Origin of the sequence: Brucella pseudogrignonensis (assembly GCF_031454375.1) — a bacterium.
GTDB classification, from domain to species: Bacteria; Pseudomonadota; Alphaproteobacteria; order Rhizobiales; family Rhizobiaceae; genus Brucella; species Brucella pseudogrignonensis_A.
This window is the reverse complement of sequence record NZ_JAVDQT010000002.1, coordinates 266,501-280,828: the sequence shown is the minus strand read 5'-3', so window position 1 is coordinate 280,828 and position 14,328 is coordinate 266,501. Positions and strand designations below refer to the sequence as shown.

Sequence of the window (14,328 nt, the reverse complement as noted above, 5' to 3'; positions counted from 1 at the left end):
TGACAGCTTTTTCAATTCAAGTAAAAAATGTCAGAATTCCCTTAGCGAACATCAGAATCAAGTTGCACTTCAAAACAATTGTGCGTTAAAGTTGATCATAAGATTAAGGGCTTTTAATTAGTTATTACTAATCAATAGCTTACAGATACAGCATCGACCATCCGCAGGCGGGGGCGATGCATTAAGGAGCAGGTTCTTGGGGAGGAGCCTGCTCCTTTTCAATTGGGAGTATCCAATTAAATTGGTGGCCCGGCTATGTGGTTTAAGCGCGTTACTCTAAACAAAAACCCCGGCGTATGCCGGGGTTCTGTTTTGTCGAACGAGCACTGCTTATTCAGCAAGCCATTCTTTAATCCGATCCGGATGATCGGTGATGTATTTATCAACGGCCTTCTCGTAAGAAGTTTCCTGCGCTTCAAACATTGCTGCTTCAAGCTCATCAATTGGAATGATCATCTTCTCGAGCAGCGACGCGACCTTTGGATTGTCTTCCTTGAAGCCCTTACGAGCAAGTGCATCAATATGCTCTGCTCCGCCCAATGCGCCTTCTGGATCAGCAATATAACGAAGCTTATATTTGCCAAACATCCAATGCGGACTCCAGGAGGTAGCAACAAACCAACCGTCCGAACGTGTCGCACGATCAACTGTCGTCAGCATCGCGGCTTCACTGGATATATTCAACTTGTAATCCAAGCCATATTTTTTGATCGCTTCTTCGGAAAGACGGGTCAGACCTGCACCCGGATCAATACCCTGAATCTCACCCTTCAGTTTCTCACGAACTTCCGGCTTCTTCAGATCTTCAATCGAGCTAATTTCACTTTCCGGAATGTAGTCCGGCACAATCCAGCCAAGCTTGGCACCTTCGTAAAGAGGACCGAGGTTTTCGACCTTATCTTCAACGCGCTTGTAATAATCCGCGTGCGTTTCCGGCAACCATGCCATCATCATGGCATCGATATCGCCACGGCTCACACCCTGATACAGCGGCGCAACATCGGTCTGAACCAGCTCAACCTTCTGGCCGAGATTATCTTCAATCAGCTTTGCAGCGAGTTTCGTTACGAACTCCGCATCAGACCATGGAGCCCAGCCGATTTTCACCGTCTTGCTATCCTGCGCGAAGGCTGCTCCGGCGCACATGCTGCCTGCAACAACTGCCGCAAGACCGAATTTTGTCAGTTTACCTAACATAACTTCTCCTTTGAATTGAAAGAGTTCCCGTTTTTTATTTATGCTTGTTGATTGCGCAGTGAGGATGAGGACTGCTCGCCCTCAGTCTTTTTCATGAAGGACAGCCTTTTGAAAAAGCCCAGCAGGCCACCAGAATTTCCCTTGCCAAAGCTCTGCGTAATGCGGTCGAGAATAACGGCCAGAATGACCACGGCCAGACCGCCTTCAAAGCCCTTGCCGACGTCAAGACGCTGAATGCCAGTTAGTACCGTATTCCCAAGACCACCCGCACCGATCATGGATGCGATAACCACCATCGAGAGCGACAGCATGATTGTCTGGTTCATACCTGCCATAATTGATGGCATGGCATTTGGGAGCTGTACCTTGAAAAGCAGCTGTCGTGACGTGCAACCAAATGCGAGGCCTGCCTCTACAAATTCTGCATGGACCTGACGAATACCAAGATTGGTCAAACGCACCACCGGCGGCATGGCGAAGATCACCGTTGCAATCGTTCCCGGCACGGCGCCAAGGCCGAAAAACATAGCCGCCGGAATAAGATAGACGAATGCTGGCATTGTCTGCATGAGATCAAGCACTGGACGGACAACAGATGCAACCGCATCGCTGCGCGCCATCGCAATACCAAGCGGGATACCGATCACAACCGCGATGATTGTGGAAGCCAGCACCAGTGAGAGGCTTTCCATCGTGCCGCTCCACAGCCCCATGTGAATGATGAGAGCCAGGGCCAGAACTGCAAAAATCGCGAATTTCCAGCCTACCCTCCAGAGGGCTAACAGAGTGAGAATTGCAACGCCGCCATATGGTGGAATTGCGAGAAGAGCATTTTGAATACCATCGGTTACAAAGCCGATAGTGGCTGCAATAATATCAAGTGCAGGCGTGAAATGATCGAGAATGTAGTTGACCACTACATCTGCCCCACCGCCAATACTAAAATTAAAATCCATGGTTTACCGTCCATTTCAGATCGAGTTACCTATGGCTGGACTTTTGTCCCTTGCGGGCGTCCAAAACGGGATTAATCCCGAAAGCCTGAGAAAAATGAGGCGCGCAGATCAGCCTGCGCGGCCAAGCGTTTCAAGCAATGCCGATTTACTGATAGCGCCGAGATAGCGATTGTTCCGGTCGGTGACGGGCACCGGCCAAGGGCTTTCAGCGACACGCACCAGAAGTCCGGATAGTGGGGCATCGGCCTGAATTGCAGCTGCACCATCAAGCTGATCATTCTCAGCTTTAAAACTACCGCTGGCGAGCGCATCACGAGTGACAACACCGCGATAAATACGGTCGGCATCCAGCAACACGCCATACGACTTGCCGCTTGCATCAAGACGTTCGAGTGCCGAAGACAATTGTGCCTGATCGAAGGTGATCAGCTCATCTTCGCGCACGACATCAGCAGCCTTAAACACACGCGAGACATCAACATTGCGGAAGAATGACCGGACATAATCATTTGCAGGTGCCGAGACGATTTCGTTTGGTGTACCGACTTGGACGACTTTGCCGTGCTGCATGATGCAAATACGATCACCAATACGCATGGCTTCGTCGAGATCGTGGCTCACAAAAATGATTGTGCGGCTGTGTTCCGCCTGAAGACGCTTCAATTCATCCTGCATTTCCGTGCGGATCAACGGATCAAGCGCCGAAAATGCCTCGTCCATCAACAGGATAGTGGGTTCACTGGCCAGTGCTCTTGCTAGACCGACGCGCTGCTTCATCCCGCCGGAAAGCTGATCAGGCATCGAATGAGAATAGGGTTCAAGACCGACTGCTGCCAGCGCTTTCAGCGCTTTTTCGTGACGTTCAGCCTCGCCCATTCCGGCTACTTCAAGACCAAACGCGGCATTATCGATGACGTTTCTATTTGGAAGAAGCGCAAATGACTGGAACACCATGCTCATATCGCGGCGACGAAGATCGATAAGCTCGCGCTTCGACATTTTCACGATATCGCGGCCATCAACTTCAATGGAACCGTCGGTCGGCTCAATAAGACGATTGAGAAGGCGCAACAACGTTGATTTACCTGAACCAGAGAGGCCCATAATCACGAATACTTCACCTTCTTTTATATCGAAGGTCGCGTTGTCTACACCGATTGTGGCGCCATGATCGCTGTGAATCTGGGCCTTTGATTTACCTGCGAGCAATTCCTGCATCGCAAGCTTCGGATCGTCGCCGAAGACTTTAAACACGCTATTCAAGCTTATCTTTGTCTTAGCTGGCGACTTCATACTTTCATCCTTGTATAAAATACCATGCATTATGTTTAACCCCACTGTGCTGGTGGGTTTAATCTCCTTTTTATCATTTTTATTTCTTCATTCATGCGCGAATTGGACATGCGCAACTTGCGGGCAACGACATACCCACATGGAATGATTATCGATTGGTGTGATCTATTTATATAGGCCATTTCCCGACATGTCCACCCACAGTCACGGATTCATCTTTGCACGGCCCGTCCCCTTGATTGTTTTTGATGGGCTGCGCGACGAAATATGAGGGCTAATCGACTTATCCGGTTCTTGGATTTAATCGGTCAACCTGCCTATAATAGTAATCCGCTGGAAGGGCCGCACAGGAGCGAGCTGCGACAAATATGCAATTGGCTGCGACATGAGACAATTTAGTATTCGTAGAATATAATTGAGCTTAATTACAGTGAAATTGTATGATTATACTTGTGCAATATATGGCGTGATTTGCCATAAAAATGAGCGCGGATCAACCAATCCGCGCTCAAATTTGCAATAACATTGAACGCATTTCAATCAGTCGTTAACCATATATCCGACAAAGCCCGTGATACGCCAACGATCGCCATCGCGACGACAGAAATAGAGCGTCTGCCAGTTCAGAATATCCTGCGTTCCATCTGCTTTAGCGATAGTACCGTCGAATTTTTTACGCGCAACCGCGACATCACCGTTGATATCAATGACATTGAGTCGTGTTGCACGATGCACGCCATCGGTAAGAGATTCGGCATAATCAGTTGCCGCACTCGCGGATGCCTGCCGCAACCATTCATCGCGATAGGAAGCAAGTGTTGGGAAAGCCGCATCCCATTTGTCCGGGTTTGCTTCACCATGCGCATGGATGCCAAGAAAGCGCGCCTCATCAAAGTCATCAGCAACCAATGACCAGTTCTGCGTGACAAAGGCCTCAATATCACGACGAACCAGCATGTCCCAAATCTGCTCGCGGTCTTTGTCGGCGGAAAAAGGATTATCTATCATCATTTAAGCTTTCCGCGTGCGGAGACAGGCAGAATATCAATGATATCGTCGCCGGAAATCAGGTGCACTTCATCGAAGAGATTGGAAACAACACAGACGTGATCAGGAATAATCCGCACCTTATCACCAACCTTTAAGCCTGCAATATCACCCTTAACAGTGCCGTGCTCTTCGCTCAGACCTGTCACCTTTGCGTCTGTCCTACCAGCCAGTTCGCCAAAATCAGGCAATCCAAGCGTATCGCTTGAAAGTGATTTTGAACCAGCATCGATAATTGCGCGGTCTTCCGTGGGATGGCTAACGATTGTCGCGAGTACCGTCAAAGCGCAATCGTTAAGGGTTGCCGCGCCCTTTGCCACCTGAAAACGGTCAAAATAGATATAGGTACCCGGGCGGTATTCAGTAACGACGCTGTCAGTGGGCGAAAGCCACATGTCAGGCGTGCCGCCGCTTGAAATAGTTTCACATTGAAGGCCATTGGTAGCCAAAAGATCGCGCGCTTTACGCAACCAGTTTTCGGCCTGTTCTGCTTTGCCAGTCGCAGGATAGGTCATCAAGCCGCCGAAGTGCAGCCCTTTGCTCTGACTGATCTGCCGGGCAAGTTCGAGCGCTTCTTCGGCTGTTTGCACGCCACAGCGCCCCATGCCGGTGTCGCATTCCACGAGAACCTTAAGCGGCCGCCCTGCATTGGTGAAGCGCTTTGCCAGTCCCTCAAGGGCCGTAGCGTTATCAACCGTTACCGAGATTGTGATGCGCTGATGCAGAGCATAAAGTCGATCAAGCTTTTCCTTACCCAAAATATTATAGGGCAAGAAAATATCGATGATGCCGGCATCCGCCATGACTTCCGCTTCACCAAGCTTTTGACAGGTAATGCCAGCAGCTCCGGCCTCAAGCTGGCGTCGTGCAAAATATGGGAGCTTATGTGTTTTAATATGCGGACGAAGCTTCACGCCGATCGCATCCGCATGCGCCTGTGCCTTAACAATATTGGCCTGAACGCGATTTACATCAATCAGAATTGCAGGTGTATCAATCTCATGGATATTTTTAGGCCTCGTCATTCATCAGTCTCCCAGCGGCAAACGCGGATCATCTATTTTTAAAACATTCAAACTTTGCTTAATGCGTCTCAGACGTTCCAGCACTTCCGGTCCGCGTGTTTCCGCAGTTGCCGTTGCAATCATGTCTGCTATCGCCAACAAGGCGAAGCGCGATGACGTCGGTTTGAACAAATTACCATCCTCATTAACGAGAAACGGTACAACCGTACTTGCGGTTCCAGCCAATTCTGAATCGGGTGCAGTAATTGCAATCGTATCGGCTCCATATTGTTTAGCAATCTGCACAGCTTCAATCACCGAGCGCGCATAGCCTGAAACGGAAAAGGCAATCACTATAGTCTCAGGCGTTGCGATAGCTGCATACATACGCTGCAACTGACCATCGACATGTGCAACCACAGAAATGCCTAACCTAAAAAGCCTATTCTGCATTTCTGTTGCCAGCATCGAGGAAATGCCGCCCGAGCCTATACAAAGCACGGAACCAGATGCCGCAATCCGTTCTCCAATATTCATGATAACGGACATATCGAGATGATCACAGGCGCGCTGAATAGCGGAAATAGCACCATCGGTAATCGCAAGTGCAATGCGCGCCTCACGTACATCGCGCGAGGGTGTTTCCGCGGTTAGATACTGACCTCCAATTGCCAACGCTTGTGCCAGAAAGAGTTTGAAATCACGTACACCATCGCAACCAAGCGATCTGCAAAAGCGCGTAACAGTCGGCTCACTAACACCTGCCCGCTGTGCAATTTCTGAGATTGCTGCCTTCGATATGTAGTCAGGCTCAGAAAGCACGAGAGCAGCCAGCCTCCTCTCGGACTTCGATCCATCCTGCGCAACAGTATGAAGCTGTGAAAGTATGTCAGCAATTTTACTCATGCGGGCCTGTTTATGCGGATGCTAAAAAGGCAATCCGCTTTGCTTATCAAAGAGATGAATGTGTTCGGGCTTTGCCGTTACAGGGACTCGCTCTCCGGGTGCAAGGTGAATACGTTCGCGGAACACGGCACGCATAGCTTCGCCAGCAATTTTTCCGTAAACATGGGTTTCTGGCCCAGTTGGTTCGACCACTTCGATAGCAAGCGTCAGCCCTTCCCCCTCTTTCGCAATGACGAAATTCTCAGGGCGTACACCCAATTCAGCCTCCCGGCCAGAAACAGACTTTCCTGGAACGACAATCTGTTCGCCCTCGGCGGTACGAAACTTGCCGCCCTCCAACATTTCACCGGGAATGAAGCTCATCGACGGCGAGCCTATGAAGCCAGCGACAAACTTATTTGCCGGACGATCATAAAGATCGAGCGGCGCGCCGATTTGCTGAATCTTGCCTTGATTCATCACGACAATACGGTCGGCCATCGTCATCGCTTCAATCTGATCGTGGGTAACATAGATCACCGTCGATTTGAGTCGTTGATGCAATGCTTTGATTTCAGTTCGCATTTGTACACGTAGCTGTGCATCCAAATTGGATAGCGGCTCGTCAAACAAAAATACTGAAGGTTCGCGCACAATCGCGCGCCCCATAGCAACACGCTGACGCTGCCCCCCAGACAGTTGGCGCGGATAACGATCAAGATAGGAATGCAGGTTGAGAATGCCTGCGGCTTTATCAACCTTGGCAGCAGTTGCTGACTTATCTTCGCCGCGAATGCGGGGACCGAAACCGATATTTTCACGCGCAGTCATATGCGGAAAGAGCGCATAAGATTGAAACACCATTGCGATGTTGCGCTTTTGCGGCGACAATTCATTAGCTCGTTCACCGCCGATAATGAGATCACCATTGGAAATTGGCTCAAGCCCAGCGACCATTCGTAAAAGCGTCGATTTTCCACAACCGGATGGGCCGACCAGAACAAGAAATTCGCCATCTTCAATATCAAGATCAACACGGTCAAGGACGTTAAGCTGACCGAAAGTCTTGGTAATTCCGCGCAATGAGACATTCTTCATCGCTTAGCTCCCACCTAAAATATCATCAATAAAGGGCCTGCATCCAGCCATCAGGCCAGCATCAACCGGCAAAACCGTGCCTGTGATGCCCGAGGCTCGATCAGATGCTAAAAACGCAACGGCTTCCGCAACCTCACCAACATTGACGATGCGTCCCAAAGGGTAGAGCCTTCGCAATTTCTCCAGAACTGTAGGATCTTTGCCTATCCGATGCCCCCATGCAGCCGTTCGAATAGAGCCCGGGCAAACGACATTCGCGCGGAGACCTTTGGGACCATATTCAACAGCCAAGGCGCGAGCAAAAGCATTGATGCCAGCCTTTGCAGCCGCATAGGCTGGATTGCCAAAATGCATGAGTGAGTTGATGGAGGATATGAAGACAAAAGCCCCGCTTCCCCGGCTTGCCATTGCCTTTGCCAGAACAGTAGAAAGCACAGAAACACTCGTCAGATTTATATCGATTTCAGTTATGATATTGCTTTGCTCAAGAGCCTCAAAACTATCTGAGCGAGTCCAGCCAGCATTGTTAATGACGATATCAGGCACACCATCTAAAGCGATAATATTATTCGCTGCCTGCTCCACTCTTTCAGACGCACCAAGGTCAAAAACGTGACGGCTAGAGATACAATCGCTCTGCATTGCCTCAAGCGTCAGATCGCAACCGACAACGCGCGCACCGCGAGAGGTAAAAAGCTCAACAAGAGCCGTCCCCACGCCACCGCCTGCGCCGGTTATCAATACGGATTTTCCGGCAAACTCGCCTGAATTCTCCAATTTATTCCCCTTTATACGGCGCTTTTCGCGCCCTTATTTGGCTTTAGCGTAAAAGTGAAAATGTAAGTTTGCAACAAAACTTTTTACTTGAAAGCGTTTGATTTGCCGATAATGTAAGAAAATAACAAAAAAAGAGCATGAATTTGCACTTAGCAATGCCAAAAAAGGGAACGGAAACATGACGATAGGAAAATGGAAGGCTGGCCTTTTGGCTGGATTGAGCATCCTGGCTCTGAGCTCTTTCGCACAGGCAGGAGAAGTACGAATGACGGTTGCGGAATACAGCTCCAAAACCAAACCTTATTTTGATGAAGTCAAGAAAGCTTTTGAGGCCGAAAACCCCGGCATAACGCTCAATTTCGAAATCGTGCCATGGGATGTGCTTCTACAAAAGCTTACCACCGATATTTCCGCCGGAACCAACGCAGATCTTTCTATCATTGGTACCCGGTGGCTAATCGATTTCGTACAACAGGGCATTGCTGAGCCGCTTGATGGTTATATGGATGACGCTTTTAAGGGGCGCTTCATCGAAACATTCCTGTCGCCTTCGGTGTTAGAAGGCAAAACCTATGGCCTGCCCATCGCAGCCTCTGCCCGTGCGATGTATTATAACAAGGATTTGCTGGAAAAAGCAGGCGTTGCCAATCCTCCTGCAACATGGGATGAGGTGAAAGCTGCCGCAGAGAAAATTAAGGCACTGGGCGGCGAAAACTATGGTTTCGGCTTGCAAGGCAAAGAAATTGAGACCGACGTTTATTATTACTACGCCATGTGGTCGCAAGGCGCTGAAATCCTTAACAAGGATGGCACCTCCGGCCTGAGCTCACCGGGTGCACTTGAAGCAGCCAAACTTTACAAATCAATGATCGACGATGGCCTGACACAGCCGGGCGTCACGTCCTATGCGCGTGAGGATGTGCAAAACCTGTTCAAGCAAGGCAAGGTCGGCATGATGATTACCGCGCCGTTCCTGTCGAACCAGATCAAGGAAGAAGCGCCAAATCTTAAATATGGCGTGGCGGCGATTCCTGCTGGTCCAACGGGTGCGCGAGGAACTTATGGAGTGACTGACTCGGTCATTATGTTTGAGAACTCCAAGAATAAAGAGGAAGCATGGAAAGTGCTCGACTTCTTGTTCCAGACTGATTGGCGCGCCAAGTTCACGCAGGGCGAGGGCTTCCTTCCAGTGAACAAAGAGGAAGCGAAAATGGATTATTATGTCAATAATGCCGATCTTGCAGCCTTCACCGCGCTTTTGCCGGATGCACGTTTTGCACCAATCATTCCGGGCTGGGAAGAAATTGCTGACATCACATCCAATGCGATGCAGACCATATATCTTGGCAAGGGTGAACCAGACGCTGTGCTCAAAGACGCTGCTGGTAAAGCAGACGCCATCCTGAAAAAATAAGCCTCCGTCATCCCGGCAGTGTGAAAGCGCGCTGCCGGGCCTTCTTCATTCAACAGATGCGAGGGGTTTATGGCTGATGCAAAATCGCACACTGCCCTATTTCCTGATACTGCCAAGCCTGCTTCTGGCGGCGGTTGTGATTTTCTGGCCGGTTGTGAACCTCATAGAGATTGCTACACATGACGTGAACCGCTTCGGACAATTGCGCGACTATAACGGCGTAGACAATTTTTCAGCACTGTTTGCATCACCAGATTTTATCAACGCAATATGGCGCACGGCTTTTTGGACGATTGCCGTTGTTGGCGGCGCTTTGCTTGTTTCAGTTCCGGTCGCAATTATTCTCAATATGGATTTTTACGGTCGATCCGTAGCGCGTGTCATCATCATGCTGCCATGGGCGGTTTCACTCACAATGACCGCAATTGTCTGGCGCTGGGCGCTGAATGGCGAAAGCGGAATGCTCAATTCTGCACTACGCAATCTTGGATTGATCGACAGCAACATTCAGTGGCTTGCGAGCGCGGCAACTGCATTTCCCATGCAAATATTGGTGGGCATTCTTGTAACTGTGCCCTTTACAACCACTATTTTTCTAGGCGGGTTATCGTCCATTCCCGATGATCTGTACGAAGCATCATCACTTGAAGGTGCCAGCCCATGGCAGCAATTTCGTGAAATCACCTTCCCGCTACTCAAACCTTTCGTAAATATCGCTATCGTTTTGAACACGATTTACGTGTTCAATTCTTTCCCCATTATCTGGGTGATGACACAGGGCGGCCCGGCCAACTCAACCGATATTCTCGTCACGCATCTTTATAAGCTGGCATTCCGTCTCGGGAAACTCGGCGAAGCGTCTGCCGTATCACTAATCATGCTCGCCATTCTGCTTGTGTTTACAGCGATTTATATTCGCCTTGCCATGCGGAAGGAACCGGCATGAATAAGCCCAAGATAAAACGCACAATCCTAGCATGGACCGCCCTCACACCGCTGGTTGTGCTAACGCTGTTTCCCTTCGCAGTCATGTTTCTTACCGCTGTGAAGCCACCCCAGGAAGTATTGTCACCGACATGGTGGCCGAGCGAGTTTCATTGGCAAAATTTCTCGGAAATGTGGGTGCGTACGGGCTTTGGCACAGCACTTCTAAATTCCGTCTATGTATCGGTAATCGCCTCAGTCGGCGCAATTGCATTCTCGATCCCAGCCGCTTACGCCATGTCTCGCTTTCGCTTTGCAGGTGACGGAGCATTCCGACAGTTCTTGCTAATTTCGCAGATGATCTCGCCAATCGTTCTGGTGCTTGGTCTATTTCGACTGCTTGCAGCCTATGGTTTGATTGAAAGTGTTACGGCGGTGGGTGCCGTCTATATGGCGTTCAACGTCGCCTTTACCGTGTGGATGCTACAAAGCTATTTCGATACTATACCGAAAGACCTCGAAGAAGCCTCGTGGATGGAAGGTGCTGGTCGATTCAAAACGCTGGTCAAGGTATTCCTGCCACTTTGCCTTCCAGCAATTGCTGTGACGACCATTTTCACCTTCATCAATGCATGGAATGAGTTTGTTGTGGCGCTCACCATGCTGCGTAGTCAGGCGAGCTACACATTACCTATTCAGGTTTTCTCTCTGGTAGCGGGACGATACACCGTCGAATGGCACTATGTGATGGCCGCAACACTGGTCGCCACCCTACCCGTCGCCATACTGTTTGTGTGGCTGCAACGTTATCTTATAAAGGGCTTGGCTCTGGGGGCAGTGAAATAAAAAAGCGCGGGAATTTCCCGCGCTTTGCTTTTTATTCAATTTGCCAGAAACGTCGAGATAAACGGTACGTAAGTGACAAGCGCGAGTAGTAAGAACAGCGCCAAATACATACTGAATGCCTGACGAGTGAAATCACCCACTCTGACCTTGGCAATATTACAGACCATCAGCATCACCGTGCCGACTGGCGGCGTCAGCGTTCCAATCGACAGATTGACAATGACGACGATACCAAAATGCACCGGATCGATGCCAAGAGCCTTAACAGTCGGCATCAACAATGGCACCAGAACGATCATCAGTGCCGTGCCTTCAATCAATGCGCCAAGCAACAGCAGGATGACGTTGACCGCAAGCAGGAACGCATAAGGATTGCTCGTGAAAGAAGAAATCAGTTGCATCAGCGACTGACCAGCCTGTTCGAGCGAGAATACCCATGCGAGTGCAGAAGACGCCATAATCACGAGCATTACTGAGGCTGTCGACTTGGCAGTTTCGACAAGCGAATCCACCACATGCGAGACGCGCATTTCACGGTAGATCACGAAGCCAATGATCAGGACCAGCGTAACCGCAACTGCACCGGCTTCCGTCGGCGTGAAGATGTTCATGCGGATGCCGCCGAGAATGGCGAACAGCAGAAATACGGCTGGCCATGCCGAAGCCAGTGTGGACATAACTTCAGAGCCGGACATTTTGTGTTGACGGCTTGGCTTATAGCCACGCTTGACCGATGTAATATAGGCCGCAACCATAAGAATAACGGCACCAAGCAGGCCGGGAATAACACCAGCCATGAACATCTTACCGATGGATACGTCGGCAATCAGACCATAGATGATGAGTGCAATACCCGGAGGAATAATCGGCGTAATCAAAGAGCCCGCCGCCGTAACCGCACAAGAAAATGCCTTGTCATAACCGCGACGGACCATTTCCGGCACCATCATACGGGTAAGCATCGCGCTGTCTGCGAGGTTCGACGCACTCACACCACCCATCAGGGTCGAGACCATGATGTTGGTCAGTGCCATACCACCGCGCATACGGCCAACCAAAATATCCGCAACTTTGATCAGACGCTCGGCGATGCCGGTATGCGCCATTACCGTTCCAAGCATGATGAAGAACGGGATCGCCAAAAGTGACGTGTTCTGTGCCGGACTGATGAAGCGCTGCACAGCGATTGCAATCGGCATCTGGTTGAAGAAGATAAAATAAGTGAAGACCGCAATCAGAATGGCCACATAAAGGCGCATGTTGAGCGCGATAAACGCCAACATGATTAGAACGATAGTCGTAAGGGTCATGCCTTGCCTCCCGCAAAGGCGGCGCGCAAGGTTTTGAAAGCGCCAGCGAACATGTAAAGAGCGATAATCACGAAGCCAACCGGAACAGCGATATCGATCCAGAAATAGGAAACACGCAGTACATCAGTCACTTTGAACTGTGCCGCAACCGACAGCTTGTAACCGGCATAGGACACATAGAGCAGAAACAGGCCGGAGAAGATTCCGATGATCGCATTGACGATGTCGCGGACCTTGTCCGAGAACATGTCCACCAGCATCGGGATTGCGAGGTGCTGGTTGGTACGCTCAGCCGCGACACTGCCCAGCATGACAATCCAGATCATCAACAGACCGGCCATTTCTTCAGTCCATTGCAGTGGCTGATGCATCCAGTAGCGCATCACAACAGCTGCATTGAACATCGCCAGCAGCACGAACAGCGGCGCTGCGGCCAGCCAGTCGATCAGTTTTTCAAAATATTTCATCGGATTAAATTCCATGACCATGCCATGCCGCAGCGAGGGTCACGACCCAATTTGCAGCATGGCAATATCCGAATAAACGGGGATTAATTCAGCTCAGCTTTGATCTGGTCATAAAGACCGTCAGACCATTCCGGGAACTGCGAGTAGACTTTCTCGGCCATTGCTTTGAAAGGAGCGCGGTCGACTTCGATCACCTCGACGCCAGCTTCTTTCATCTTCTCGATCATCTCGTTGTCTTTTTCGATCGTCAGCTTCTGGCTGTAGAGACCGGCATCATATGCGGACTCATGGATCATCTTGAGTTGCTCTTCCGGCAGCGTCGAGAAGAAGGCCTCACCACCGACGATCAGAGCCACATTGGTCAGATAACCGACTTTGCTCAGATACTTGGCTTCCTCCTGGAACTTCTGGCCATAAAGAACCGAAATTGGATTTTCGACACCATCGATCACGCCCTGCGCAAGCGCCGGGAAGGTTTCGCCCAGCGGCATTGGGGTCGGTGTTGCGCCCATGGCTTCAAAGGTTTTGATCTGCATGACGTTGTTCGGCACGCGGATCTTCATGCCCTTAAGGTCTTCCGGCGTGCGGATCGGCTTCTTGGAAATGATCTGGCGAATACCGTAGAGGTAGTTTGGCATTACGATGTGAATGCCCTTCTTCTTCAGCTCTTCGCTCTTTCCTTTGAACCAATCGCCGTCATAAACTTTGAAAAGCTGTGCCGGATCATCAGTCAGGAATGGGCCATAAAGCACGCCAAGGTCCGGGTCATATTCGGCCAGAAAGCCAACGTCGGAAATCGTCACGACATTGAGGCCCATCATGGCCTGCTCGGTCACATCCTTCTTGGAGCCGAGCTGCGAGCTTGGATAAAGCTCCAGCGTGATTTCGCCATTGCTGCGTTTGGCAAGATCATCTTTCCAGTAATGCATCACCTCATCAAAAGGCTCGCCCGGGTTGTTTTCGTAAGCAACTTTGATCGACACATTGGCAGCATAGGCTGCCATGCTCCCTGCCAGCAACATGCCAGCGGCGATCATGCCGGTAACGAGTTTTTTCATGATATTCCTCCCTTTTGGGGTCTTCAAACAATGGCCACGAGGCCGGCTTCCT

14 protein-coding genes are annotated in these 14,328 nt (G+C 50.3%); 3 read left to right on the top strand and 11 right to left on the bottom strand.

The window, feature by feature from the left end:
* Window positions 1–330: 330 nt before the first annotated feature.
* The 8 genes from J2782_RS09195 to J2782_RS09160 form a co-directional block, all read right to left on the bottom strand.
* Entirely contained in the window at window positions 331–1,197 is an 867-nt protein-coding gene (locus J2782_RS09195) for a glycine betaine ABC transporter substrate-binding protein (RefSeq protein ID WP_310011696.1), read from the bottom strand.
* Between the two features lie 38 nt (window positions 1,198–1,235).
* Window positions 1,236–2,153, bottom strand: a complete 918-nt coding sequence (locus J2782_RS09190; RefSeq protein ID WP_310011695.1) for an ABC transporter permease — start codon at window positions 2,151–2,153, stop codon at window positions 1,236–1,238.
* Between the two features lie 108 nt (window positions 2,154–2,261).
* The gene (proV, locus tag J2782_RS09185) at window positions 2,262–3,446 is read right to left on the bottom strand and encodes a glycine betaine/L-proline ABC transporter ATP-binding protein ProV (protein WP_310011693.1); all 1,185 of its coding nucleotides are present in this window, start codon (window positions 3,444–3,446) and stop codon (window positions 2,262–2,264) included.
* Window positions 3,447–3,986: 540 nt separating this feature from the next.
* Window positions 3,987–4,457 carry a hypothetical protein gene (locus J2782_RS09180; RefSeq protein WP_310011692.1) on the bottom strand — a complete coding sequence of 157 codons (471 nt, stop codon included), beginning with the start codon at window positions 4,455–4,457 and terminating at the stop codon, window positions 3,987–3,989.
* Window positions 4,454–5,518, bottom strand: a complete 1,065-nt coding sequence (locus tag J2782_RS09175; protein ID WP_310011688.1) for a D-TA family PLP-dependent enzyme — start codon at window positions 5,516–5,518, stop codon at window positions 4,454–4,456. The genes J2782_RS09180 and J2782_RS09175 overlap by 4 nt, the downstream gene beginning before the upstream one ends.
* Window positions 5,519–5,521: 3 nt before the next feature.
* Entirely contained in the window at window positions 5,522–6,403 is an 882-nt protein-coding gene (locus tag J2782_RS09170) for a MurR/RpiR family transcriptional regulator (RefSeq protein ID WP_310011686.1), read from the bottom strand.
* Between the two features lie 21 nt (window positions 6,404–6,424).
* Window positions 6,425–7,480 (bottom strand): ABC transporter ATP-binding protein, encoded by a 1,056-nt coding sequence (locus tag J2782_RS09165; protein WP_310011684.1) that lies wholly within the window; start codon window positions 7,478–7,480, stop codon window positions 6,425–6,427.
* 3 nt (window positions 7,481–7,483) lie between these two features.
* Window positions 7,484–8,257, bottom strand: coding sequence for an SDR family oxidoreductase (locus tag J2782_RS09160; protein ID WP_310011683.1), 774 nt, complete (start codon window positions 8,255–8,257; stop codon window positions 7,484–7,486).
* 178 nt (window positions 8,258–8,435) lie between these two features.
* Here J2782_RS09160 and J2782_RS09155 point away from each other — a divergent pair, with 178 nt between their 5' ends.
* From J2782_RS09155 to J2782_RS09145, 3 genes are all read left to right on the top strand, one after another.
* Window positions 8,436–9,671: an ABC transporter substrate-binding protein gene (locus J2782_RS09155; protein ID WP_310011681.1), complete on the top strand. Its 1,236-nt coding sequence runs from the start codon at window positions 8,436–8,438 to the stop codon at window positions 9,669–9,671.
* Window positions 9,672–9,747: 76 nt separating this feature from the next.
* The gene (locus J2782_RS09150; protein WP_310011677.1) at window positions 9,748–10,617 is read left to right on the top strand and encodes a carbohydrate ABC transporter permease; all 870 of its coding nucleotides are present in this window, start codon (window positions 9,748–9,750) and stop codon (window positions 10,615–10,617) included.
* A complete protein-coding gene (locus J2782_RS09145; protein ID WP_310011674.1) occupies window positions 10,614–11,441 on the top strand; it encodes a carbohydrate ABC transporter permease in 828 nt (275 codons plus the stop codon). The genes J2782_RS09150 and J2782_RS09145 overlap by 4 nt, the downstream gene beginning before the upstream one ends.
* Before the next feature lie 35 nt (window positions 11,442–11,476).
* Here the strand turns inward: J2782_RS09145 and J2782_RS09140 are convergent, their stop codons facing one another.
* From J2782_RS09140 to J2782_RS09130, 3 genes are all read right to left on the bottom strand, one after another.
* Window positions 11,477–12,751 carry a TRAP transporter large permease gene (locus J2782_RS09140; RefSeq protein WP_310011672.1) on the bottom strand — a complete coding sequence of 425 codons (1,275 nt, stop codon included), beginning with the start codon at window positions 12,749–12,751 and terminating at the stop codon, window positions 11,477–11,479.
* Entirely contained in the window at window positions 12,748–13,218 is a 471-nt protein-coding gene (locus tag J2782_RS09135; RefSeq protein ID WP_310011670.1) for a TRAP transporter small permease, read from the bottom strand. Before J2782_RS09135 ends, J2782_RS09140 begins: the two co-directional genes overlap by 4 nt.
* Before the next feature lie 83 nt (window positions 13,219–13,301).
* Window positions 13,302–14,276, bottom strand: coding sequence for a C4-dicarboxylate TRAP transporter substrate-binding protein (locus J2782_RS09130; protein WP_310011667.1), 975 nt, complete (start codon window positions 14,274–14,276; stop codon window positions 13,302–13,304).
* Window positions 14,277–14,328 lie beyond the last annotated feature (52 nt).

Coding starts and splice junctions, on each gene's coding strand:
- J2782_RS09190 (WP_310011695.1), bottom strand. CDS start 2,153: ATGGATTTTAATTTTAGTATTGGCGGTGGGGCAGATGTAGTGGTCAAC.
- proV (WP_310011693.1), bottom strand. CDS start 3,446: ATGAAGTCGCCAGCTAAGACAAAGATAAGCTTGAATAGCGTGTTTAAA.
- J2782_RS09140 (WP_310011672.1), bottom strand. CDS start 12,751: ATGACCCTTACGACTATCGTTCTAATCATGTTGGCGTTTATCGCGCTC.
- J2782_RS09155 (WP_310011681.1), top strand. CDS start 8,436: ATGACGATAGGAAAATGGAAGGCTGGCCTTTTGGCTGGATTGAGCATC.
- J2782_RS09150 (WP_310011677.1), top strand. CDS start 9,748: ATGCAAAATCGCACACTGCCCTATTTCCTGATACTGCCAAGCCTGCTT.
- J2782_RS09165 (WP_310011684.1), bottom strand. CDS start 7,480: ATGAAGAATGTCTCATTGCGCGGAATTACCAAGACTTTCGGTCAGCTT.
- J2782_RS09175 (WP_310011688.1), bottom strand. CDS start 5,518: ATGACGAGGCCTAAAAATATCCATGAGATTGATACACCTGCAATTCTG.
- J2782_RS09130 (WP_310011667.1), bottom strand. CDS start 14,276: ATGAAAAAACTCGTTACCGGCATGATCGCCGCTGGCATGTTGCTGGCA.
- J2782_RS09180 (WP_310011692.1), bottom strand. CDS start 4,457: ATGATGATAGATAATCCTTTTTCCGCCGACAAAGACCGCGAGCAGATT.
- J2782_RS09195 (WP_310011696.1), bottom strand. CDS start 1,197: ATGTTAGGTAAACTGACAAAATTCGGTCTTGCGGCAGTTGTTGCAGGC.
- J2782_RS09170 (WP_310011686.1), bottom strand. CDS start 6,403: ATGAGTAAAATTGCTGACATACTTTCACAGCTTCATACTGTTGCGCAG.
- J2782_RS09145 (WP_310011674.1), top strand. CDS start 10,614: ATGAATAAGCCCAAGATAAAACGCACAATCCTAGCATGGACCGCCCTC.
- J2782_RS09135 (WP_310011670.1), bottom strand. CDS start 13,218: ATGAAATATTTTGAAAAACTGATCGACTGGCTGGCCGCAGCGCCGCTG.